Source organism: Lysobacter fragariae (assembly GCF_054779775.1).
Window position 1 is genome coordinate 625,109 of the sequence record NZ_BAAGXP010000006.1, and the last position, 21,721, is coordinate 646,829.

21 protein-coding genes and 4 tRNA genes are annotated in these 21,721 nt (G+C 65.7%); 9 read left to right on the plus strand and 16 right to left on the minus strand.

What is annotated here, in order from left to right; genetic code table 11:
- Positions 1–20 precede the first annotated feature (20 nt).
- From ACYVD7_RS08765 to ACYVD7_RS08775, 3 genes are all read left to right on the plus strand, one after another.
- A complete protein-coding gene (locus ACYVD7_RS08765; protein ID WP_460761732.1) occupies positions 21–1,268 on the plus strand; it encodes a patatin-like phospholipase family protein in 1,248 nt (415 codons plus the stop codon).
- A gap of 135 nt (positions 1,269–1,403) precedes the next feature.
- Entirely contained in the window at positions 1,404–1,904 is a 501-nt protein-coding gene (locus tag ACYVD7_RS08770) for a phasin family protein (RefSeq protein WP_460761734.1), read from the plus strand.
- A 182-nt stretch (positions 1,905–2,086) separates the two neighbouring features.
- Entirely contained in the window at positions 2,087–3,028 is a 942-nt protein-coding gene (locus tag ACYVD7_RS08775; RefSeq protein ID WP_460761737.1) for a restriction endonuclease, read from the plus strand.
- A 134-nt stretch (positions 3,029–3,162) separates the two neighbouring features.
- Here ACYVD7_RS08775 and ACYVD7_RS08780 read toward each other — a convergent pair whose 3' ends face one another.
- Together ACYVD7_RS08780 and ACYVD7_RS08785 are read right to left on the minus strand one after the other, a co-directional pair.
- Positions 3,163–3,357 carry a hypothetical protein gene (locus ACYVD7_RS08780; RefSeq protein ID WP_460761741.1) on the minus strand — a complete coding sequence of 65 codons (195 nt, stop codon included), beginning with the start codon at positions 3,355–3,357 and terminating at the stop codon, positions 3,163–3,165.
- A 181-nt stretch (positions 3,358–3,538) separates the two neighbouring features.
- Positions 3,539–5,530 (minus strand): SDR family oxidoreductase, encoded by a 1,992-nt coding sequence (locus ACYVD7_RS08785; protein ID WP_460761744.1) that lies wholly within the window; start codon positions 5,528–5,530, stop codon positions 3,539–3,541.
- A 161-nt stretch (positions 5,531–5,691) separates the two neighbouring features.
- Here ACYVD7_RS08785 and ACYVD7_RS08790 point away from each other — a divergent pair, with 161 nt between their 5' ends.
- The 5 genes from ACYVD7_RS08790 to arsC all read left to right on the plus strand — a co-directional run bounded on the left by ACYVD7_RS08790 (position 5,692) and on the right by arsC (position 8,153).
- A complete protein-coding gene (locus tag ACYVD7_RS08790; RefSeq protein ID WP_460761746.1) occupies positions 5,692–5,949 on the plus strand; it encodes an acyl-CoA-binding protein in 258 nt (85 codons plus the stop codon).
- Positions 5,950–5,974: 25 nt separating this feature from the next.
- A complete protein-coding gene (locus tag ACYVD7_RS08795; RefSeq protein WP_460761749.1) occupies positions 5,975–6,601 on the plus strand; it encodes a TetR/AcrR family transcriptional regulator in 627 nt (208 codons plus the stop codon).
- Between the two features lie 74 nt (positions 6,602–6,675).
- Positions 6,676–7,524 carry a hypothetical protein gene (locus ACYVD7_RS08800; protein ID WP_460761751.1) on the plus strand — a complete coding sequence of 283 codons (849 nt, stop codon included), beginning with the start codon at positions 6,676–6,678 and terminating at the stop codon, positions 7,522–7,524.
- A gap of 106 nt (positions 7,525–7,630) precedes the next feature.
- Positions 7,631–7,705 (plus strand) — tRNA-Val (locus ACYVD7_RS08805).
- Between the two features lie 82 nt (positions 7,706–7,787).
- The gene (gene arsC, locus ACYVD7_RS08810; RefSeq protein ID WP_460761753.1) at positions 7,788–8,153 is read left to right on the plus strand and encodes an arsenate reductase (glutaredoxin); all 366 of its coding nucleotides are present in this window, start codon (positions 7,788–7,790) and stop codon (positions 8,151–8,153) included.
- A 116-nt stretch (positions 8,154–8,269) separates the two neighbouring features.
- Here the strand turns inward: arsC and ACYVD7_RS08815 are convergent, their stop codons facing one another.
- A complete protein-coding gene (locus ACYVD7_RS08815) occupies positions 8,270–9,889 on the minus strand; it encodes an FMN-binding glutamate synthase family protein (RefSeq protein ID WP_460761756.1) in 1,620 nt (539 codons plus the stop codon).
- A gap of 78 nt (positions 9,890–9,967) precedes the next feature.
- Positions 9,968–11,248 carry a nucleotide sugar dehydrogenase gene (locus ACYVD7_RS08820; protein WP_460761758.1) on the minus strand — a complete coding sequence of 427 codons (1,281 nt, stop codon included), beginning with the start codon at positions 11,246–11,248 and terminating at the stop codon, positions 9,968–9,970.
- Positions 11,249–11,421: 173 nt separating this feature from the next.
- Between ACYVD7_RS08820 and ACYVD7_RS08825 the strand changes: the two genes are divergently transcribed.
- A complete protein-coding gene (locus tag ACYVD7_RS08825) occupies positions 11,422–12,237 on the plus strand; it encodes an isocitrate lyase/PEP mutase family protein (protein ID WP_460761761.1) in 816 nt (271 codons plus the stop codon).
- 64 nt (positions 12,238–12,301) lie between these two features.
- On the opposite strand, the gene ACYVD7_RS08830 is transcribed toward ACYVD7_RS08825, so the two are convergent.
- The 12 genes from ACYVD7_RS08830 to ACYVD7_RS08885 form a co-directional block, all read right to left on the minus strand.
- A tRNA-Leu gene (locus ACYVD7_RS08830) sits at positions 12,302–12,388 on the minus strand.
- 329 nt (positions 12,389–12,717) lie between these two features.
- Positions 12,718–12,791, minus strand: a tRNA-Cys gene (locus ACYVD7_RS08835).
- 127 nt (positions 12,792–12,918) lie between these two features.
- Positions 12,919–12,994: transfer RNA gene (locus ACYVD7_RS08840), tRNA-Gly, on the minus strand.
- Positions 12,995–13,083: 89 nt separating this feature from the next.
- Positions 13,084–13,668 (minus strand): CDP-diacylglycerol--glycerol-3-phosphate 3-phosphatidyltransferase, encoded by a 585-nt coding sequence (gene pgsA / locus ACYVD7_RS08845; protein ID WP_460761764.1) that lies wholly within the window; start codon positions 13,666–13,668, stop codon positions 13,084–13,086.
- Positions 13,665–15,452 carry an excinuclease ABC subunit UvrC gene (uvrC, locus tag ACYVD7_RS08850; RefSeq protein ID WP_460761893.1) on the minus strand — a complete coding sequence of 596 codons (1,788 nt, stop codon included), beginning with the start codon at positions 15,450–15,452 and terminating at the stop codon, positions 13,665–13,667. The genes pgsA and uvrC overlap by 4 nt, the downstream gene beginning before the upstream one ends.
- 232 nt (positions 15,453–15,684) lie before the next feature.
- Positions 15,685–16,170, minus strand: a complete 486-nt coding sequence (locus ACYVD7_RS08855; protein WP_460761895.1) for a low molecular weight protein-tyrosine-phosphatase — start codon at positions 16,168–16,170, stop codon at positions 15,685–15,687.
- Between the two features lie 16 nt (positions 16,171–16,186).
- On the minus strand, positions 16,187–16,954 hold the full coding sequence (kdsB, locus tag ACYVD7_RS08860) for a 3-deoxy-manno-octulosonate cytidylyltransferase (RefSeq protein WP_460761767.1): 768 nt from the start codon (positions 16,952–16,954) through the stop codon (positions 16,187–16,189).
- A 20-nt stretch (positions 16,955–16,974) separates the two neighbouring features.
- Positions 16,975–17,757, minus strand: a complete 783-nt coding sequence (locus ACYVD7_RS08865; protein WP_460761770.1) for an SPFH domain-containing protein — start codon at positions 17,755–17,757, stop codon at positions 16,975–16,977.
- A gap of 48 nt (positions 17,758–17,805) precedes the next feature.
- The gene (gene lpxK, locus ACYVD7_RS08870; protein WP_460761773.1) at positions 17,806–18,816 is read right to left on the minus strand and encodes a tetraacyldisaccharide 4'-kinase; all 1,011 of its coding nucleotides are present in this window, start codon (positions 18,814–18,816) and stop codon (positions 17,806–17,808) included.
- Between the two features lie 5 nt (positions 18,817–18,821).
- Positions 18,822–20,570, minus strand: coding sequence for a lipid A export permease/ATP-binding protein MsbA (msbA, locus tag ACYVD7_RS08875; RefSeq protein WP_460761776.1), 1,749 nt, complete (start codon positions 20,568–20,570; stop codon positions 18,822–18,824).
- The gene (locus ACYVD7_RS08880; protein WP_460761779.1) at positions 20,567–21,004 is read right to left on the minus strand and encodes an ExbD/TolR family protein; all 438 of its coding nucleotides are present in this window, start codon (positions 21,002–21,004) and stop codon (positions 20,567–20,569) included. The genes msbA and ACYVD7_RS08880 overlap by 4 nt, the downstream gene beginning before the upstream one ends.
- A 43-nt stretch (positions 21,005–21,047) precedes the next feature.
- Positions 21,048–21,710 carry a MotA/TolQ/ExbB proton channel family protein gene (locus tag ACYVD7_RS08885; protein WP_460761782.1) on the minus strand — a complete coding sequence of 221 codons (663 nt, stop codon included), beginning with the start codon at positions 21,708–21,710 and terminating at the stop codon, positions 21,048–21,050.
- Positions 21,711–21,721 lie beyond the last annotated feature (11 nt).

Sequence of the window (21,721 nt, forward strand, 5' to 3'; positions counted from 1 at the left end):
TCGAAACCATACCTTCGCGCATGCTCTCCCTGCACACCGCCCGCAACCGCCCACGCAAACCCGGATCGACCGAGCCGCGCATCGGCCTGGCGGTGGCTGGCGGCGGCCCCATCGGCGGCATGTACGAACTCGGTGCCCTGCGCGCCCTGGACGAGGCTATCGAAGGCCTGGACCTGACCCGGCTGGATTGCTACGTCGGCGTCAGCAGTGGCGCCTTCCTCGCCGCCGGCCTGGCCAACCGGCTCGGGACGGCCGAGATGTGCCGGATCTTCCTCACCGGCGACAGCGACGACGTGCACTTCCGCCCGGAAACCTTCATGCGCCCCGCCTTCATGGAGTACACGCGGCGCGTCTCCAGCCTGCCGCGGCTGGCGGTGGACTGGTGGCACGAGCTGCTGTTCGCGCCGGGCGCGCTGCGCTGGCCGGACTTCATCACCCGCTTTGGCGGACTGGTGCCGACGGGCCTGTTCGACAACGCCGAAGTCGAGCGTTTCCTGCGCGACGTATTCACCCGCCGCGGCCGCACCAACGACTTCCGCGAACTGCAGACGAAGCTGTTCGTGATCTCCGTGGACCTCGACAGCGGTGAAGCCGTCCGCTTCGGTGGCGAAGACTGGGACGACGTACCGATCTCGCAGGCGATCCAGGCCAGCGCTGCACTGCCCGGCCTGTATCCGCCGGTGGAAGTGCGCGGCCGGCATTTCGTCGATGGCGCCCTGCGCCGGACGATGCACGCATCGGTCGTGCTGGAACGCGGCATCGACCTGATGCTGGGCGTCAACCCGCTGGTGTCGTTCAACTCCGGGGTGGATTCGGACATGGCCGCGCGCAATGCCGGACGTCTGGCCGCGGGAGGATTGCCGGCAGTCCTGTCGCAGACCTTCCGCACGCTGCTGCAGTCGCGCATGCAGATCGGATTGGCGAAACACGCGCAGCAGTTCCCCGACGTCGACCAGATGATATTCGAACCCAATGCGCGCGACGGCGAACTGTTCTTCACCAACGCCTTCAGCTTCACCAATCGCAAGCGCGTCGCCGACATCGCCTACCGCAACGTGATGGCCGACCTGCGCCAGCGCGGGGAAGTGCTGGCACCGGTCCTTGCCGCGCATGGCCTCTGCGTGCGCGCCGACGTCGTCAACGACGAGAAGCGCTCGATCATCGCCGGCCTGAAGCGCCAGCCGCGTGCCACCGAAACCACCGCGCGCCTGCGTCGCGCGCTGGATGACGTCGACCATATCGTCGCGCGCAATCGCGCCACGGGCTGAGCGGGCGACGAATATCCGGGCTTGCAGCACGCCCGGATCCCAGGTCCTCGCACCGATGTTGCATACCTTGGTGTGAAAGCTCTAGACAACACCGCGATCTTGGGCCATCACCCCACACCCCTCTGAGGGAACGTCATGGCCAAGTTCAAGAAGACCGCGAAGACCACTTCCACCAAGAGCAAGCAGACCAAGCAGGAACAGGCCGAGCAGCTGACCAAGACCCTCAGCGAATCCGCCCAGCAGGTGTGGCTGGCCGGCGTCGGCGCCTTCAGCCGCGCGCAGACCGAAGGCACCAAGCTGTTCGAGGCCCTCATCAAGGAAGGCCTGAAGCTCGAGAAGAACGCCCTCAAGTTCGCCGGTGGCCAGGCCGACGTCGTCCGCGGCGCGGTCGAGAACACCGTGGGCCAGGCGCGCGAACGCGCGACCGACACGTGGGATCGCCTGGAAAAGGTCTTCGAAGACCGCGTGCAGCGCGCCCTCACCAAGCTGGGCGTGCCGGGCCGTGACGACCTGTCCGACCTGAGCAGCAAGGTTGACGCGCTGACCGCCGAGCTGCGCAAGCTCGGTGGCAAGCCGGCCGCGAAGAAGGCTGCCAAGACCGCACGCAAGCCGGCTGCCAAGAAGGCCGCCCGCTAAGCAACCGCATTGACGGCATGGCGCCTCGCGCGCCTGCCGCACGTTTCAGGCCCGCCAGAATACCCGGACGCAATTCCCCTCCCCTGCGCCCCGGACTGGCGGGCTTTTTCTGTGGTGCGGTTCCGCGCCATCACGCGGCTGACGTATAGTTCTGGCCCTCAGCCACGCGCGGAAAGGACCACATGCTGACGGCCGCTTCGATAACGATCGCACTGGGCGTTGTGGCCGCGGTAGGCGGCGCAGCATCGGCCTGGGTCTGGCTGGTCCAACGTCCCCGCGTCGAGCGCGAGGATGGCCTCCGGCTGCTGGCCGCCATGCGCTGGCGCGAATTCTCGAAGATGGTCGTCGACGCCCTCCACTCACAGGGCTACAAGCCCGAAGCCGCTGGTGAGGCCGCCGAGCGCGGACAGGACTCCGTCCTCCACCTCGTGCGCAACGAGAGCAAGTGGCTGCTCGCGTGCAAGCAAGGCAACAACTACAAGGTCACCACGACGGTCGTGGGCGACATGGCCGACGCGATCCGCTTCCACGGCGCGGCCGGCGGCGTGGTGGCCACGCCTGGCTCAGCCGACAAGGCCGCCCGAAAGCTCGGCGAAGGTCGCATCGACATCATCGACGGCGAAGGCCTGTGGCCGCTGATCCGTTCGCAGCTCGCCCCGGGCGTGCGCGAGGAAATCTGGGCGAAGTCCCGCCACGGTGCGGTACGCCAGACCACCATCGCCTGGGCCGGTGCATTGACCCTCGGCTTGCTGATTGCCGTGCTGATGCCCGCTCGCGAAGAAACCCACGACAACGTCGCAAGTACCGCCAGCGCCGCTGCCCCAGCCAACCCGGCAGCAGCCGCAACCGCGACCGCGCCGTTGCTGGCCCCGCTGCCCGTCAGCGAAGACGAACAGCGCAACGACGTCATCCAGATGGTGTCGACCTTGCCAGGCGTGGAAAAGGCGCTGTGGACCACCCGCTCGACGCTGATGGTCTACCTGGCCGACGAGAACGCAGACCCGGTCGACGGCATCTGCCAGGTCATGAAGAAGTACGACGGCCTGCGCACCTCGCGCCTGCACCTGCAGCCGCCCGCAGGCGCGACGCGCCCGGCGCGGTTCCTGCAGTGCGCTACCTACTGAGACTCAGCAAGAGCAACGGCTGCAGACTGATCAGCGCGGCTTGGCCGCGCCATGGTTGTCGTTGGGCCGCTTGAAAGTCATCCACATCTGCCGGCGCCATGCCGGCAGCGATGTTTGCAACCGTTAGCGTCCAGCTATCTGCTGATCCGCCGTAGTCGCCCCGACTCGTTGCTGACCGTGTCCGCATCGATGATCGTGTAGCGGAACGTGTGGCCCTTGGCCATCCCGGTCTCATAGGTAACGAACACGTCCTTGCCCTTGCGGCGGAACGTCACCTTCTCCACCCGGCCCATCGCCCGCGCTTCGCCTTCGCGGAAGGTGAGGGTCATCGGAAATGGTTCGGTCACCGCCCAACTACCCTCCAACGGCCCCGGATCGCGTCCGGAACAGCCCGCCAGGGTCGTCATCAGCGCCAGCAACAGGGCGCCTCGAAATCCGTTCATCGCACCCCACCCACATCACTCCCGTCCGGGGCGCATGCCTGCGCAAGGACGCCCCGGTCGCGGCGGTTCACCAGTGCACGCCGCGCATCAGCGCCGCGAAGGCGATCTGCTCGTTGCTCGGGGCCGCTTCGCCCTTCAGGGCCGCCCGGTCGCCCTTGGCCGCGGCCGAGTCCGGGAACAGCTCGAACGCCGTGCTCATCACCACCTCGTAGGCCTTCGGCGCGACCGCATTCAACATCGCACTGAAGATACCCAGACGCGTCGCGATCCGGCTCGGGCGTTCGATAATCCCCTTCACCACCAGGTCCGCCGCTTCGTCCGGCGTCAGCGTCGGCACGCTGTCGTACATCTTGGTCGGCGCGATCATCGGCGTCTTCACCAGCGGCATGTTGATCGTGGTGAAGGAGATTCCCTTGCCCGACAGCTCGCCCTGCGCGCAGCGGCTGAACGCATCCAGCGCCGCCTTCGACGCCACGTAGGCGGAGAAGCGCGGCGAATTGGCCAGCACGCCGATCGAGGAGATGTTGATGATGTGGCCCTTGCGACGATGCGTCATCGTCGGCATGAAGCCCATGATCAGGCGCAGGCTGCCGAAATAATTCAGCTGCATCGTCCGCTCGAAATCGTGGAAGCGGTCGTAGCTGAGTTCGATCGAACGGCGGATCGACCGACCGGCGTTGTTGATCAGCACGTCCACGTGGCCATGGTCCTTGATCACCGTCGCCACCAGCCGGTCGCAATCGGCCATGTCGGACAGGTCGGCGGTGTAGGCGAAGACCTTGCCGCCCGCCTTCTTCATCTCGTCGCGCGCCTTGAACAGTTCCTCTTCGCCACGCGCCACGATGACGGTGATCGCACCCGCCTCGGCCACGCGCTGCGCCGTGGACAGGCCGATGCCGGAAGAACCACCGGTGATGACGACAACCTTGCCCTTGACCTTGCCCTTGAGCGAACGGTCGACGAACAGGTCCGGGTCGAGGTGGCGTTCCCAGTAATCCCACAGCCGCCACGCGTAGCTGTCGAGCGCCGGCACCTTGATGCCGCTGCCGCGCAGCGCACGCTCGGCTTCGCGGTTGTCGAAGCGCGTCGGATAGGTGATGAACTTCAGGGTTTCCTTCGGAATCTTGAAGTCGCGCAGCAGCATCCCGACGAAACGCTTCACCGGCGGCAGGTTGCCGACGGCCGCACGGATGCCGCTGGGCACGAAGGCGAACATGCGCGCGTCGATGCGCATGGTCATCTCAGGCGCGTGGCCGGCGCGGCAGAAGGTGTTGAGCACTTCGCCCACGCGCATGGGCTCGGGGTCGGTCAGGTGGAAGCAATGACCGTCCAGCTTGGGCTTGTGCGCGATGTGGTCCATCGCGTCCACCACGTAGTCGACCGGCACGATGTTGATGCGCCCGCCTTCGATGCCCAGCGTCGGCATCCACTGCGGCAGCATCTCGCGCAGTTTCTTGATCAGGGTGAAGAAGTAGTACGGGCCGTCGATCTTGTCGATCTCGCCCGTCTGCGAATGGCCCACCACCATGCCCGGCCGGTAGATGCGCCACTTGATGCGCTTCTCCTTGCGGACCAGGCCCTCGGATTCGTGCTTCGTCGCCAGGTAGGGATCATCCAGGCCTTCGGCCTCGTCGAACATGTCCTCGCGGAACACGCCTGGATACAGCCCCGCAGCAGCAATCGAACTGGTGTGGTGGAAGCAGCCGGCACCGATCGCGGCCGCCAGGTCCAGCGCGTTCTGCGTGCCTTCGACATTCGCCTGGCGCTGCGCCGCCGCCGCAACGGTGACGTCGTAGATGGCCGCCAGGTGGAAGAAATGTTTCACCTTGCCGGTGAGCGCCCTGGCCTGCGCCGCCGTCACCCCGCACTTCGCGCCGGTCATGTCGCCATTGACGACGACGACACGCTTCATGTCCCAGCCCATCCTCGAAGCGATGGCGTCGAATTTCTTCTGCGAGTCCTTGCGCACCAGCACGTGGACCGTGCCCTTTCGCTCGAGCAGCCTGCTGACCAGGTAGCGGCCGATGAATCCGGTGGCGCCAGTAACGAAGTAGCTCATGCTGCTCTCCAGATTTGGACTGCGTGGCGCGCCGGCCTGTCATAGGCCGTCGATCTGGTCGCTACGTTGCCAGAGGCCGCGACGGCCGACAATTCCCCTACGTATTGACCCTGTCAGACGCCCATGCTGTTATGCCGCATCACCTGCACGGAACACCCGCCATGGCCGACCTGAAAGCCCAGTTCGAACAAGCAGCCAAGGACGTCCATTCGCTGTCCGAGCGCCCGGACAACGACACGCTGCTGCGCCTGTATGCGCTGTTCAAGCAAGGTGCCGAAGGTGACGTGTCCGGCCCGAAGCCGGGCTTCTTCGATTTCGTCGGCACCGCCAAGTACGAAGCCTGGGCCAAGCTCAAGGGCACCGGACAGGAAGACGCGATGAAGAAGTACGTGGACCTGGTGAAGAAGCTGCGCGGCTGACCGCAAGCCACCTTCCCGCCCGCCCATGGCCCGCCAGACCCGCCAGCGCATCCTCGATGCCAGCCTGGTGATGTTCAACACGCAGGGCGAGCCCAACGTCACCACCAACCATATCGCCGACGAGCTGGAGATCAGCCCGGGCAACCTGTATTACCACTTCCGCAACAAGGACGACATCATCGAGCAGCTGTTCTCGCGCTTCGAGGAGCGCATGGACGCCGCGCTCGCCGCGCCCGAAGGTCGCCTGCCCGGCCTCGAGGACATCTGGCTGCAGCTGCACCTGGTGTTCGAGGCGATCTGGGACTACCGCTTCCTCTACCGCGACCTGGTGGAGATCCTCAGCCGCAACCGCCGCCTTCGCCTGCGCTTCGCACGCATCCTCAAGCGCGCCGACGAGCAGGCCCACGCGGTCATGCGCGGGCTCTCGCAGGCAGGCGTGATGCGCGCGTCCGGCGCCGAACTCGCTGCCGTCGCGACCAACGTCCTGGTGATCGCCACGTTCTGGCTCAACTATGCTTCCGCGCGTGGCGACAAGGACGAGCACGAGGCCATCCGCGCCGGCATCGTGCAGGTGATGATGCTGATGGCACCGTTCCTGCGCGACGCCGAGCGGCTGCACCTGAACAACCTGACGCGGGCATACATCGACTGACGCAGGCGGGCCTCGGTTCGCCATCGGTTCCACCCAAACGCGGCGGGTCCAGACCTGCCTACGGAGTTCCGGACATGGCCAAATCCAGCTGGGCTGCATTTCCACACGACGCCAAGGCTTTCGCCTACACAGGCGATGCACTGAAGAAAGCCTGGCCGCAGCTGCACACCGGCGATTGCGAACCCTTCCCGGATGCCAAGCGCGCCGCCGCGCTGCTCAAGGCTGCCGGCAAGGCGGCTCCCAAGCTCGATGCCGACGCGCTCGCCGACGCGCTGCAGGACGCCTGGCGCGCGTTCCATCGTGGCGACTTCAAGGCCGCCTTCGACGCCGGCGAGAAGCTCGGTCCGGTCGGCGCTTCGGTCGCTGTAAAGGCGCTCGGCATCCACGCCACCTACCTCGTCGACAACGACGCTGAGAAGCTCAAGCGCTTCGAGCAGGCGGCCAATCTCGCCGAAGCCGCCGTCAAGACACTGCCAGAGGAAGCCAACACCCACTACCGCCTCGCGTTCGCATTGGGCCGCTACAGCCAGGGCCTGTCGATCGTGAAGGCGCTGAAGGAAGGCATCGCTACCCGCGTCCGCACCGCGCTGGACACCACGTTGGAACTCGCCCCCAAGCACGCCGAAGCGCACACCGCGATGGCCGTCTACCACGCCGAAATCGTCAACAAGATCGGCGCGATGATTGGCGGCCTCACCTACGGCGCCAAGCCGGCGGAAGCAGAGAAGCACATCAAGGAAGCCCTCAAGCTGACCCCGAACTCGCCCATCGCGCACGTCGAGAGCGGCAACGTGCTGATGCTGCTCTACGGCGAGAAAAAGGAAGATGCCGCGGCCGCCGCCTACGAGAAGGCCGCGAAGATCAAGCCGGTCGACGCGATGGAAGCCCTGGATGCGGCCTACGCGAAGGAGCAGCTCGAATAGACTACCGGGCCGCGCAGGGCGTCGACGATGGCGAGGCTTGATCGTGGTCGGCGCACCCATTAAACTGCGCGGCCAGCTTCCGCGGATGTGGAAGCCCCCTGAATCGGGGCGGTTAGCTCAGCGGTAGAGCATTGCCTTCACACGGCAAGGGTCGCAGGTTCGAACCCTGCACCGCCCACCAGGTCTCGGAAAAGCCGGCGAAAGCCGGCTTTTTTGTTTGACCCCGCACATTGCGACTGCCAGAAATGGGGGATCACCCAACCATGCCAGCGTCCCATCTCCCCGCCACCTGCCTGTTCCACAACCCACGGTGCTCGAAATCCCGGGGCGCACTGGCGTTGCTGAATGAACGCAGCATCCAGCCGCAGGTGATCGCCTACCTGGAGACGCCCCCGTCCCCTGAAGAGGTCCGCGAACTGCTGCGTCTGCTGGCCTTGCCGGTCCGTGCGCTGCTCCGAACCGGCGAAGAGGAATACGAAGCGCTGGGGCTGGACAACCCGGCACTGGACGACGACGCGCTGATCGCTGCCATGACTACCCACTCGCGCCTGATCGAGCGTCCGGTGTTCGTGCACGGCGGTCGCGCCGTGATTGGGCGGCCGCCGGAGACGGTCCTCGACCTGATCTGAGCGGCGCGCCGGCGCCAACCGCGCCAACGGCATGGTTCGCCACCTTCACAGGCGGGTTACCCGCCCGCCTGAACCGACATCGCGCGAATTGAAATCGCGCCACCCGCGCCACGGAACTACCAGGACTTGCTGTCGCGCACCCGGCGTACTTTTTCCGGCGGCGTGAACGAATCGCTGCGAGCTTCAGCCCAGAACGACTTGAACACCGCGTGGTCGGTCACGCCGGACAACAGCTCGCCCGGCTCGAGGAATCGATACAGCGCCGCAAGCGATCGCACCTCGACGGGTGAGACGCGGCGCAGGATGTGCTCGGGCCCCAGTTGCCCCGGATGCTCCAGCCCCGACGCACACAGCAGGTCACGCAAGGCCTTGAGCGTGTTCTGGTGGAAATGGAACACACGTGTCGCCTTGTCGGGCACGTCGAGCGTCTTCCAGCGCGAGGGATCCTGCGTGGCGACACCCGTCGGGCATTTGTCCGTGTGACAGCTCTGCGATTGGATGCAGCCCAGGGCGAACATGAAGCCACGCGCCGCATTGCACCAGTCCGCCCCCATCGCCATCGTGCGGGCGATGTCGAAGGCGCTGGTGATGCGCCCCGCCGCACCGATGCGGATGCGATCGCGCAAGTCCAGACCGACCAGCGTGTTGTGCACCAGCATCAACGCCTCGTGCATCGGCACGCCAACGTGATCGATGAATTCCGCCGGTGCCGCGCCGGTGCCGCCTTCGGCGCCATCCACCACGATGAAGTCCGGCAGCAGCCCGGTTTCGTGCATGGCCTTGGCGATGCCAAACCACTCCCACGGGTGGCCGATGGCGAGCTTGAACCCGGTCGGCTTGCCGCCACTGGCTTCGCGCAGGGTCGCAACGAACTTGAGCAGCCCCACCGGCGAATCGAACGCGGAATGCCGCGAAGGCGACACGCAGTCGGCCCCCATTGGCACGCCACGCGTGGCCGAAATCTCCGCGCTGACCTTCGCCGCCGGTAACACGCCCCCATGCCCCGGCTTGGCACCCTGTGACAGCTTGATCTCGATCATCTTCACCTGCGGATCGCGCGCGTTCGCGGTGAACCGTTCCAGGTCGAAGTGGCCGTCATCGGTACGGCAGCCGAAATACCCCGAGCCGATTTCCCACGTCAGGTCGCCGCCGTTCTCGCGGTGATACGGCGAGATCGAGCCTTCGCCCGTGTCGTGGTAGAAGCCGCCGAGCTTCGCACCCTTGTTCAGTGCGCGGATGGCATTCGCCGAAAGCGACCCGAAGCTCATCGCCGAGATGTTGAACACGCTGGCCGAATACGGCTGCGCGCTGCCCGCGCCGATGGTGATGCGGAAGTCCGACGAGGCCACGTGCGTCGGCGCAAGCGAATGATTGAGCCATTCGTAGTCGACGCCGTACACGTCCTGCTGCGTACCGAAGGGTCGCGTGTCGTTCACCGATTTGGAGCGCTGGTACACCAGTGCGCGTTGCTGGCGCGAGAACGGCACCTCGGCGGTGTCCGCCTCGATGAAATACTGGCGCATCTCCGGGCCGATGGATTCAAGTCCATAACGGAAATGCGCGAGCAACGGATAGTTGCGACGCAGCGTGCTGCGCGTCTGCAGCAGGTCCCACGTACCCAGCGCTGCCAGCGCCGCGAAAAACACCGCGACCCAGAGCCCACCGGGGTGGAACCACGCCCAGATCGACGACACGAGCGTCAGGATCAGTGCGGCGGCATAGGCGAAGTAACGCATCGCATCTCCTTGCAGTGCCGGAACGCCGGCACCGGGTTGAAACCATCAGCGAGAAGTCGTGCCACGAACTGGTACGCCCTACAGCCGCGCATCGACCGCTTCGAGCGGGAACACGCTCTTGATGTCGTACAGCAACGCTCCTTCCCGACCAAAGCGACGGACGCCCGGCGCACCAAGTTCGCGGAACTGGTCATGCGCGACCGCCAGCACGATGGCGTCGTAGGCGCCAGCCCGCGGTTCGCCGGCAAGCAGGTCGATGCCGTATTCGCCCATCGCGGCATCGCGATCGACCCAGGGATCGTGGACATCGACCTGCGCGCGGTATTCGCGGAACCGCTCCACCAGTTCGACCACGCGCGTGTTGCGCAGGTCCGGGCAGTTCTCCTTGAATGCCAGGCCCAGGATCAGGATGCGCGAACCGGCGACGGCGATATCGCGCTGGATCATCAGTTTGATCACTTCGCTGGCGACGTGTTCGCCCATGGCGTCGTTGATGCGACGGCACGCCAGCAGCACGTCCGGGTAGTAACCCGCCGCCTGCGCTTTCTGGATCAGGTAGTACGGATCCACGCCAATGCAGTGGCCGCCCACCAGACCGGGCCGGAACGGCAGGAAATTCCATTTGGTGCCGGCGGCTTCCAGCACCTGGGTCGTGTCGATGCCGATCCGCTGGCAGATCAGCGCGAACTCGTTGACCAGCGCGATGTTGGCGTCGCGCTGCGTGTTCTCGATCACCTTCGCGGCTTCGGCCACCTTGAGACTCGCCGCCTTGTGCGTGCCCGCGGTGATGATGCTGCGGTAGAGCGCATCAACGAAGTCCGCCGCTTCCGGCGTGGAGCCGGACGTCACCTTGGGGATGTCCACCAGGCGACGCTGGCGATCACCAGGGTTGATGCGCTCCGGACTGTAGCCGACGAAGAAGTCGACGTTGAAGCGCAGGCCGGACGTGCGCTCGAGTTCCGGCACGCAGATCTCTTCGGTGGCTCCGGGATAGACGGTGGACTCGTAGACCACCGTGTCGCCACGCGACAGCACCCGACCGATGGCGCCACTGGCACGGATCAGCGGGGAGAAGTCCGGGCGTTTGTGTTCGTCCACCGGAGTGGGCACGGTGACGACGTACACGTTGCATTCGCGCGCATCATCGAGCGAATCGGTGAATTGCAGGCGCGATGCCTGCGCGATCTCCTGCGCCGTGGATTCGTGGTTGCGATCCTTGCCGCTGCGCAGACTGGCGATGCGCGCCGGATCGACGTCATGGCCGATGGTGTTGTAATACTTGCCGAACTCCACCGCCAGCGGCAGGCCCACGTAGCCCAGGCCAACCACGGCAATACGCACGTCACGAAGATCCCGCATTCCTCTTCCTTCCGGCAGGCCGGCCACGGTGTCCGGCCATTCTAGAACCCGTGCCATGGAAATTGCCGCACAGACCGTTCCGCACATGAAGGGATAAGCGCACGGAAATGGCAAGACGAGCCTGTCGAGGCGTGGCAGCATCGGAACAAGCGAATCCAACGAAGGAGAAGGACATGCCCCCGCTTCCCGCCACGACCTCATTCCGCCAACTGCATGACGAAGGCATCCTGCTGCTGCCCAACGCCTGGGACGCCGGCACTGCACGGCTGGTAGAAAGCCTTGGCGCGAAAGCCATCGCCACCACCAGCGCCGGCGTCGCTTGGGCAAACGGTTACGCGGACGGCGACCAATTGCCCGTGCCACGACTGATGGAAACCGTATCGGCGATCATCAACGCCATTCGCGTACCGCTCACCATCGACATCGAAGGCGGCTATTCCGATGACCCGCAGATCGTCGCCGGCCTGGTGACTCGGCTCGCAGGAATGGGCGTGTGCGGAATCAACCTGGAAGACGGCAGGAAACCCCCAGAGCTGCTGTGCGCGAAGATCGACGCCATCCGTCGCGCCTGCGCGCATGAAAGCGTGGACGTGTTCATCAACGCGCGCACGGACGTGTACCTGCAGGCGCTCGTAGCGGCGGAGGAACGCGTCGACGAAACCCTGCGTCGCGCGCGTGCCTATCGCGAAGCCGGCGCGGACGGATTGTTCGTCCCTGGTGCGAGTGCGCAGGCGGCCGTCATTGAGATCGTCGCCGGCGCGGGGCTGCCATTGAACCTGCTGGCACGCGCGGCGCTTCCCGATGCGCAGGAACTGCAGCGTTGGGGCGTGCGTCGCCTGAGCGCAGGCGCCGACCTGGCCGAATCGGCCTACCAACGCATAGCCGACCTGGCTCGCGGGTTCCTTCAGGACGGACTGTCGGCTCCGCTGAGTGCGAACGCGATGCCCTACCCGGACCTCAACGCGCTGTTCGCACGCCCATCGCCCTAAGTGGCTTGTCGCGACGGCAGCGGGAAAAAAAGCTGCCAGACAGCTGGACTGGGATGGCGGACGTTGGTGCCTGGGGCGGGACTCGAACCCGCATGGGGTTGCCCCCGGCGGATTTTAAGTCCGCTGCGTATACCGGTTTCGCCACCCAGGCGTGGGGGCTTAGCTTAGGGCCTGTTAACGCTATTGGGATAGGCCGCGCCGGGCGTGGAGGCGTGCGAGGCAAGGAAGAGCGAGGGCGCGTATGTCGATACGCAACCGAGCGATGACGCCGCATCGCACGCCTCCACACCCGGCCCTTCGGGTTGCTCCTCAGGGGCCGCCATGCGGCACCGCGCGCCTTGAGCTTGCAACCAGCAAGCCGCTGCGGCACGCAACACCACCTGGCGGCCCCTGAGGAGCAACGCGGCCTATCCCAATAGCGTTAACAGGCCCTAGCCGCAAGAAAAAAGCCCGGCAGTGCCGGGCTTTTCTTTTACAACATGGAGGCCGAGGTCGGAATTGAACCGGCGTACGCGGATTTGCAGTCCGCTGCATAACCACTCTGCCACCCGGCCGGATGACGCGTCGATTCTGTCACACCGGGACTGTTTCTCAAACAGCGGCGACAGCCACTGTCCTGTGAATTCCCGGCATCGAGGACCGAAAAAAACGAAGCCCCGCGAACGGGGCTTCGTATGAAACTGGAGCGGGAAACGAGACTCGAACTCGCGACCCCGACCTTGGCAAGGTCGTGCTCTACCAACTGAGCTATTCCCGCGGAAGAGCCGTCATTTTAGGCATACAAACGGCAGTGTCAACACCTGAATGCAAAATCTTTCTGCATCCGGGTCGGCCGATGGAAAGTTTTCAGGGATCGCGCGCGTCCTCACGCAGGGCGGGCCAGGCGGCATGCAGATAGGCGAGACCCGACCAGAGGGTCAGCAACGCAGCCACAGCCAGCATCCAATCACCGATGACGAAGGGAATGCTGGGCTTGTCGCCCAACTTGTCTGGCACGAAATAGAGCAGGATCGTCAAAGCCACCATCTGCACGATGGTCTTGATCTTGCCGATCGCGGCGACCTTCACCTTCGCCCGCTGGCCCAGTTGCGCCATCCATTCACGCAGCGCGGACACCGCGATCTCGCGGCCGATGATCACCGCCGCCCACAGTGCCATCCACGGCGTCGGGTGCTTCTGCACGATCAGGAGCAGGGCCACGGCCACCATCAACTTGTCGGCGACGGGGTCGAGGAACGCACCAAACGCGGAGGCCTGGTTGAAACGCCGGGCGATCCAGCCGTCCAGCCAATCGGTGACCGAAGCCAGCACGAAGACCAGCGCCGAGAAGAAGCTGGTCCACTTGTTGTCGGGAAGGTAGAAGACCAGCACCAGCACGGGGATCAGCACGATCCGCAGCAGGGTCAGGAGGGTCGGGACGGTCAACTTCATTCTTCGGTGTTCTCAAGGCCGTGCAGGGAAGCATAAATGCGCTCGGCCAGCGCCGCATTGACGCCTTCCACGCGCGCGATCTCCTCCACGCCCGCTGCCTTGAGCCCGCCCAGGCCGCCAAAATGCCGCAACAGTGCGGATCGGCGGCGGGGTCCTATGCCGGGAATGTCTTCGAGCCTACTCGTGCTGCGGGCTTTCTGGCGACGGCCCCGATGGCCGGTGATGGCAAAACGGTGCGCTTCGTCACGGACCTGCTGGACCAGCTGGAGCGCCGGCGACTCGGCCCCCGGATGGACCACGCGACCGTCCGGCAGCAGCAGTTCCTCGTCGCCGGGACGCCGTGCCGGCCCCTTGGCGACGCCGACCAGGGCAAGACCCTCGACACCCAGGTCGTCCAGGGCGGCGCGTGCCTGCGCCACCTGCCCCGCGCCGCCATCAATCAGCAGCACGTCGGGCATCACGCCCTGCTCCTCCACCGCGCGCCGGAAGCGGCGCTCAATCGCCTGGTGCATGGCGGCGTAGTCGTCGCCGGGCTCGATGCCGGCGATGTTGTAGCGACGGTATTGCCCGCGCACGGGCCCCTCGCTGTCGAACACCACGCACGAGGCCACCGTCGCCTCGCCCATCGTGTGACTGATGTCGAAGCACTCGATGCGCGACGGCAATGCAGGCAGCCTCAGCAGCTCGCTCAGCGCCTGCGCACGTGCGTGCTGCGCGGCGTGGCCGGTACGTTCGGTCGCCAGCGACATCTGCGCGTTGCGCTGGGCCAGATCGACGTAACCGGCGCGCTCACCGCGCACGCTGGTCCTGATCTGCACCTTGCGGTCGCCGGTCAGCGACAACGCCTGCTCGATCAACTCGCGGTCGGGGATGTCGCGATCCAGCACGATCTCGCGCGGCGGTGCCTGCTCGGCGTAGTACTGGGATACGAACGCGGCCAGCACTTCGCCTGGATCGGTGCTGCCGCCGGTCTTCGGAAAGAAGGCGCGCGTTCCCAGGTTGCGACCGTCGCGGAAGGACAGCAGGAGCACGCACGCGGCGGCATCCTGCATCGCCACGGCCAGCACATCGAGCTCCGCCGCCCGGCCATCGACGTACTGCCGGGCCTGCAGGCTGCGGATGGACTGCATCAGGTCGCGCAGGCGTGCGGCTTCCTCGAACGCCAGCTTCGCGCTCGCCGCTTCCATCGCGTTGCCCAGCTCGTCGCTGAGCTCGTCGCTGCGGCCATCCAGGAACAGCGCGGAGCGTCGGACGCTCTCGGCATAGTCATCCGCCGACACCAGCCCCACGCACGGCGCGCTGCATCGTCCGATCTGGTGCTGCAGGCAGGGGCGCGAACGGTTGCGGAACACGCTGTCCTCACAGCTGCGCAGACGGAACAGCTTGTGCATCAGGTTGAGCGTCTCGCGAACGGCGACCACGCTGGCGTACGGCCCGAAGTAGCGTCCCGGTATCGCACGTGGCCCGCGATGCAGGGCGATGCGCGGCCAATCCTCGTTGGTGAGCAGGACGTAGGGGTAACTCTTGTCGTCGCGCAGTTGCACGTTGTAGCGCGGCTTGAGCGACTTGATCAGCTGGTTTTCCAGCAGCAGCGCTTCGGTTTCGGTACGGGTGACCGTGACTTCCATGCGAGCGACCTGCGCCAGCATCGTCATGATCCGCGCCGACTTGGGCGTGGCGTTGAAGTAACTGGCGACGCGGTTCTTCAGCGCGCTGGCCTTGCCGACGTAGAGAACGCCATCGTCGGCGGCGATCATCCGGTACACGCCGGGCGCGGTGCTCAGACCCTTGACGAAAGCCTTGCCATCGAAGGGTGTCCGCTCTGCGGCGTGGCGCCCGTGGGCTTTGCTTTCGGCGGACTCAGCTTCGGGGGGGCCGGCTTCTGCGGTGGCAGCCACAGCAGGCTTCGCTTCGGCAAGCTTCGCGTCAACAGGGACACCGGGTTTCGCTCTGGATTTCGAAGTCATCAGATTGCTGCGGAACACGGTCGCAGGGATGACGCGATTATGCGGCAGCTCATCCGTGCCGGTGCCCGGCCAGTTCTTCCTGAAGCCGGTTCATCACGCCTTGCGTGGCGCGATCGAGCAGTTCCCAGACCGCTTCGAACTCCGCCGGCCCGCCTGTGTAGGGATCGGGCACGTCCTCGACGCCGACAATTCCCGACCATTCCAGCAGCAGTGCGGACCGGGCATGCGCGTTGGCCGACGCATTGCGTTGCACCTCGCGCAGTACCGCGTGATCGGCGCACAGCAGCCAGTCCTGCGAGGTGTAGTCCGTCGCAACAAGCTGTCGCGCGCGCAATCCGGAGATCTCCACGCCATGTCGCGCCGCAGTGGCAATCGCACGACGGTCCGGCGGCTGCCCGAGGTGCCATTCGCCCAGGCCCGCCGAATCCACCACCACGCGACCTGCCAGCGGCGAGGTTTCGATCCGCGCGCGCAGCATGCCTTCCGCCATCGGCGAGCGGCAGATGTTGCCCAGGCAGACGATCACCAGGCGCATCGATTCGCGGCCGGAATCAGGCATCGCCGTCCGCAATCCGCTGCTGCGCGCGGTCAAGGTCTTCGGGCGTATCGACGCCGGGCGGGAACGGCGCGGGCGTGCGGGCGACGGCAATGCGGAAGCCCGCTTCGAGCACGCGCAGCTGCTCCAGCGATTCGACCTGCTCCAGCCGCCCCGGCGGCATCGCCGCGAAGCGCTGCAGGAATCCGGCGCGATACGCATAGATGCCGATATGGCGCAGCCAATGGTCGCCGGCCGGAAGTTGCGTGCGGTCGCTGGCGAAGGCGTCGCGCGGCCACGGCAACGGCGCGCGGCTGAAATACAGCGCATCGCCATTCGCCGCCTGGACGAGCTTCACCGCATTGGGGTCGAACAATGTGTCGACATCGTCGATGGGCGCCGCCAATGTCGCCATTTCCGCGCCGCTTTTACGCAGCAGGTCGGCCACGGCGCGGATGCCCTGCACCGGCGCGAAAGGTTCGTCGCCCTGCAGGTTGACCACCACTGTGTCGTCGCTCCAGCCGGCGATACGGGCACATTCAGCCAGTCGATCGGTGCCGGAATTGTGCGACTGCGAGGTCATTGCGATTCGGACACCACAGTCTTCCAACGCCTCGGCGATGCGCGTGTCATCGGCGGCCACCCAGACCTCCCGCGCCCCAGCAGCCAGCGCGCGCCGCGCAACGTGCAGCACCAGCGGCTCGCCGGCGAGCAGACGCAAGGGCTTGCCTGGTAGCCGCGATGCGGCGTAGCGGGCGGGAATCGCCACAACGAAATCAGTCATCGCCTGTGCTCCGCGAATCGTCAGGACTTGGAACCGCCGCCACCGATCCGCTCTTGAATGTACTCGCTCAGATTCTTCGATAGCGACACGAAATCGGACGGAATCATGAGCACCGTAGTGCTGTTGCTCTCGGCTCCGACCTCGGCAACCATCTGCATGCGCCGCAATTCCACGGCCACCGGATTGTTGGCCATCTGGATCGCCGCTTCGCCCAGCATCCGCGACGCTTCCAGTTCCGCTTCGGCCTTGATGATGCGTGCGCGCTTCTCGCGGATTGCCTCGGCCTGCATCGCCATGACTTGCTGCATCGCGATCGGCAATTCGACGTCCTTCATTTCGAAGCGCTCGACCTCCACGCCCCACGGCTCGGTCGAGCCAGCGATGTTTTCGCGCAGGAGCCCGTTGATGGTGTTGCGATCCTGCAGGACGTCGTCCAGGTCGTGTTGACCGATTATGTTGCGCAGGCTGGTCAAGGCCAGTTGATAGACCGCCATTTCCGCGTCTTCGACCGCGATGACAGCCTTTGATGCGTCGACGATGCGGTACCACAACACGGCATTGACCTTAATGGTGACGCTGTCGCGGGTGATGCTTTCCTGCTGCTCGGCCGACACCGTGCGGGTGCGGGTGTCGAGAATGACCGCCCGTTCGAACTTGAGGGGAATGATCCAGAACAGACCCGGCCCCCGCAGGCCCGTGTAGCGTCCCAGCCGGAATACGACGCCGCGCTGGTATTCCTGGGCGATGCGCACGCCAGAAAGCAGGATTACCGCAATAACAGCAATTACCAGTAGCGCGACCATCGTCCCTCCAATGGGATGCGGAAAGCAGTCCGGAAAACCTGTTGCGACTTATTGCGACTTGCGCGAAAGCTTGTCCAGGAACGCCACCCAGAAGGCCTCGGGCAGTTCGGCGCGAACCGGCACGCTGAGGAAGTCATCGGTGGCGAAGGCCTGGCATTTCACCGCATCCTTTTCGGTCATCAGCACTGGCAGCTTGCTGCCGAACTCGAAGTCCGAGGCCTCGAAGCGATGGTGGTCGGAAAAGGCATGCGGCACTACGGCTATCCCGAGCCCGCGCAGCATGCCGAAGAACCGTTCCGGGTCGCCGATGCCGGCGACCGCATGCACGCGCTGGCCGGCAAACGACGCCAGGTTGCGCGCGCGACCGCCGGTGATCGGCGTCGCCTGGTCGGCAAGCAGCCGCATCGGCCATTCACCGAATCCGGCGCCGGCGGTGGCCCCCATCGGCGTCATGCCGCCCAGGTTGACCACCCGGAAGTCACAATGCTGCGCGCGTTCCACTGGCTCACGCAGCGGCCCGGCAGGCATCAACTGCGCGTTGCCGTAGCGACGCCGACCGTCGATGACCTCGATCTCGATGTCGCGTGCCAATCTGTAGTGCTGCAGTCCGTCGTCGCACAGCACGATGTCGCAACCGGTCTGCGCAAGCTCACGCGCGGCGGCGTAGCGATCACGGTCGATGCGCAGCTTCACGCCAGTGCGGCGGACGATCAGGGCAGGCTCGTCGCCGACGTTCATCGGATCGCTGTCCGCTTCGGCCCACAGGGCGAGCGCGGGATCGTCGCGACCATAGCCGCGGCTGGCAACGCCGGGATTCCAGCCTTCGGCACGAAGACGTTCCACCAGCGCGATGGTCATCGGTGTCTTGCCGGTGCCGCCCACGCTGATGTTGCCCACCACCACCACGGGCACGCCCGGATGGCGTCGCCGCAGCCAATTTTTGTCGTAAAGACTGCGACGCAGCCCGGTCACACCGGTGTACACGGCCGACAGCACGCGCGTGAAGAACGGCGGCTGCCCTTCTCCGTACCAGTACGCCGGTCGCTGCGCCTTGGCCATCGCGCTTATTCCCCTTCGCGGAACTGCATGCGGTGCAGGTGTGCGTAGAGCCCGTCCATGGCCAGGAGTTGCGCATGCGTGCCGCGTTCGACGATGCGCCCCTTGTCCATCACCAGCACCTGGTCGGCGTGCTCGATGGTGGACAGGCGATGCGCGATCACCAGCGTGGTGCGGTTGGGCATCAGGTGGTTGAGCGCGTCCTGTACCAGGCGCTCGGACTCGGTGTCGAGGGCGGCGGTGGCTTCGTCCAGGATCAGGATCGGCGCGTCCTTGAGCATCGCGCGGGCGATCGCCACGCGCTGGCGCTGGCCGCCCGACAACCGACCGCCCTTGGCGCCGATGTTGGTATCGATGCCACCCGGCAGTCGCTCGACGAACTCCATGGCGTTGGCGCCGCGCACGGCACGCTCGCGTTGCTCAGGCGTGCTCGACTCGAGTTCGCCGTACGCAACGTTCGCACCGATAGTCCCGTCGAACAGCATCACCTGCTGCCCCACCAGCGCGATCTGCCTGCGCAGATCAGCCAGGCGGTATTCCTGCACCGGATGCCCGTCCAGCAGGATGCGGCCGGATTCGTTTTCATAGAACCGCGGGATCAGCTTGATGAGCGATGACTTGCCGCTGCCGGAACGACCGACAATCGCGGTCACCGTGCCGGGTCGTGCGGTGAAACTGATGCCAGTGATCGCCGGTTGCGGCTGGTCGGGATAGCGCGCGGTGACGTCGATGAATTCGATCACGCCCTGCGCGCGTGCGAGCTCGCGGGTGCCCGTGTCGGGTTCGTCCGGCGCATCCAGGACGCCGAACAGGCGGTCGGCCGACGCCACGCCCCGCTGCAGCATGCCCTGCACGTTGGTGAGCTGCTTGAGCGACGGAATGATCGCCATCATCGCCATCATCAGCGTGACGAAGCCGCCCGCGGTGAGCCGGTCGGCCATGGCTTCGCGGCCAGCCAGGAACAGCAGCATCGCCAAGCCCACCGACCCCATCAACTGCACCACCGCCGAGGAAATGCTGCGAGTGGACTCCACCTTCATGCTCAGGCCGAGATGCGTGTTGGCCTGGCTGGAATAGCGCTGCAGTTCCACGCCCTGCGCGCCATACACCTTCACTTCCTGCTGATTGGAGAGCGCCTGGTCGGCGGCCTGCATCAGCAGACCGCTGCTCTCCTGGATCCGATGGCTGATGCGGCGATAGCGACGCCCGACCTTGTCCATCATCCACGCCAGCGGCGGCGCCATAAGCAGGATGGCGATGGTCACCTGCCAGCTGGTCCACAGCATCACCACCAGCGCGGCGATGACCTGGAAGGACTGCTGCAGCATGACCTTCATCGCATCGATGGCGGCCTGCGCGACCTGATCGCTGTCGGATCCCAGGCGCACCAGCATTGATGGCACCGGCTCGCTATCGAAGCGCGAACCAGGCAGTCGCAGGTATTTGTCCAGCACCTTCACGCGCAGGTCGCGGGCGATGCTGCGACCGGAGCGGCCCATGCACATGTCGGTGATGTAGCCGGCGATGCCGCGCAGCACGAACAGGCCGACGATCGCCAGCGGCAGCAACAAACTGAGCTTCGCGTTCTTCTCGATGAAGGTCGTGTTGACGACCGGCTCCATCAGCTTGGTGAACGCACCACCAGCGGCGGCCTCGATCACCATGCCGACGAGCGCCAGCAACAGCAGCGGCCGATACGCCCGCGCGAAGCCAATCAATCGCCAGTAGATCTGCCACGGCGACTTGGAATCAGTCACTGCGTTTTTCCTTGCGGTCGGACTTCAGGCGCCGTCGCGATCATCACCTGGCGGAAGCCGAGCTGGCCCAGCGCGTCGTAGGCGGTGACGACGGCCTGGTGTGGCGTGCGGCCATCGGCGCGCAGCAGGACCTTGCGGCTGCGATCGGGGCCGGCGACTTCGGCCAGCGTCGCCTTGAGCGATTCAACGTCATCGCGCAGCACTTCGCGGTCATCGACGAAGTAACGGCCATCGGCATTGATCAGCACGCTCAAAGCGCGCGTGGTGTCGGTGGCGGCTTCACCGGTCGCCTTTGGCAACTGCAGCTTGAGCACCGAGCGCGCGTCGAAGGTGGTGGTGATGACGAAGAAAATGATCAGCGTCAGGATGACGTCGATCAGCGGGATCATGTTGATCTCCGGCTCGTCGTCCTTGCGGTGGTCGCGGATCCTCATGCTGACGCTCTCATCGGTCTGGTGCACTCACGGGCGGCGGCGCTCAGGGCGTGCCCACGGGCGGCGTGATGCCGTGCGCGCCAGGCGCGACCTTGGCCGAGGCCGGGCGCACTTCGATGGTGTCCAGCAGTGCGATGGCTTCGTGCTCCATGTCGACGATGTACTCGGCGATGCGGCCGCGGAACCAGCGGTGCGCGATCAGCGCCGGGATCGCGACGACCATGCCGGTCGCGGTGCACACCAGTGCCTTGCCGATGCCACCGGCCAGCTGGTTCACGTCGCCGATGCCGTGATCGAGGATGCCCAGGAACATCTGGATCATGCCGACCACGGTACCAAACAGTCCCAGCAACGGGCCGGCCGCCGAAATCGTGCCTAGGGTGTTCAGGTAACGCTCCATACGATGGACGAGGTGGCGACCGACGTCCTCGATGCGCTCGCGGATCTGGTCGCGCGGGCGCTGGCGCACGTCGAGCGCCGCCGCGAGCAGCGCGCCCAGCGGCGAGGTAGCGCGCAGCGATTCGATATGGGCGGGATCGAGCTTGCCGCCAGCTGCCCAGGTGCGGACTTCCTTGCCCAGTCCCGGCGGCAGCACGGAACGGCGACGCAGGGTCCAGGCGCGTTCGACGATGATCGTCAGCGCCAGCACAGACAACAGAATCAGCGGAATCATCGGCCAACCGCCGGCCTTGACCAGTTCCAGCACTCGCAAACCCC

Bases quoted from the DNA above. Each gene is read 5' to 3' on its own strand.
- ACYVD7_RS08765 (WP_460761732.1), top strand. From the start codon at position 21: ATGCTCTCCCTGCACACCGCCCGCAACCGCCCACGCAAACCCGGATCG.
- ACYVD7_RS08770 (WP_460761734.1), top strand. From the start codon at position 1,404: ATGGCCAAGTTCAAGAAGACCGCGAAGACCACTTCCACCAAGAGCAAG.
- ACYVD7_RS08775 (WP_460761737.1), top strand. From the start codon at position 2,087: ATGCTGACGGCCGCTTCGATAACGATCGCACTGGGCGTTGTGGCCGCG.
- ACYVD7_RS08780 (WP_460761741.1), bottom strand. From the start codon at position 3,357: ATGACCCTCACCTTCCGCGAAGGCGAAGCGCGGGCGATGGGCCGGGTG.
- ACYVD7_RS08785 (WP_460761744.1), bottom strand. From the start codon at position 5,530: ATGAGCTACTTCGTTACTGGCGCCACCGGATTCATCGGCCGCTACCTG.
- ACYVD7_RS08790 (WP_460761746.1), top strand. From the start codon at position 5,692: ATGGCCGACCTGAAAGCCCAGTTCGAACAAGCAGCCAAGGACGTCCAT.
- ACYVD7_RS08795 (WP_460761749.1), top strand. From the start codon at position 5,975: ATGGCCCGCCAGACCCGCCAGCGCATCCTCGATGCCAGCCTGGTGATG.
- ACYVD7_RS08800 (WP_460761751.1), top strand. From the start codon at position 6,676: ATGGCCAAATCCAGCTGGGCTGCATTTCCACACGACGCCAAGGCTTTC.
- arsC (WP_460761753.1), top strand. From the start codon at position 7,788: ATGCCAGCGTCCCATCTCCCCGCCACCTGCCTGTTCCACAACCCACGG.
- ACYVD7_RS08815 (WP_460761756.1), bottom strand. From the start codon at position 9,889: ATGCGTTACTTCGCCTATGCCGCCGCACTGATCCTGACGCTCGTGTCG.
- ACYVD7_RS08820 (WP_460761758.1), bottom strand. From the start codon at position 11,248: ATGCGGGATCTTCGTGACGTGCGTATTGCCGTGGTTGGCCTGGGCTAC.
- ACYVD7_RS08825 (WP_460761761.1), top strand. From the start codon at position 11,422: ATGCCCCCGCTTCCCGCCACGACCTCATTCCGCCAACTGCATGACGAA.
- pgsA (WP_460761764.1), bottom strand. From the start codon at position 13,668: ATGAAGTTGACCGTCCCGACCCTCCTGACCCTGCTGCGGATCGTGCTG.
- ACYVD7_RS08855 (WP_460761895.1), bottom strand. From the start codon at position 16,170: ATGCGCCTGGTGATCGTCTGCCTGGGCAACATCTGCCGCTCGCCGATG.
- kdsB (WP_460761767.1), bottom strand. From the start codon at position 16,954: ATGACTGATTTCGTTGTGGCGATTCCCGCCCGCTACGCCGCATCGCGG.
- ACYVD7_RS08865 (WP_460761770.1), bottom strand. From the start codon at position 17,757: ATGGTCGCGCTACTGGTAATTGCTGTTATTGCGGTAATCCTGCTTTCT.
- lpxK (WP_460761773.1), bottom strand. From the start codon at position 18,816: ATGGCCAAGGCGCAGCGACCGGCGTACTGGTACGGAGAAGGGCAGCCG.
- ACYVD7_RS08880 (WP_460761779.1), bottom strand. From the start codon at position 21,004: ATGAGGATCCGCGACCACCGCAAGGACGACGAGCCGGAGATCAACATG.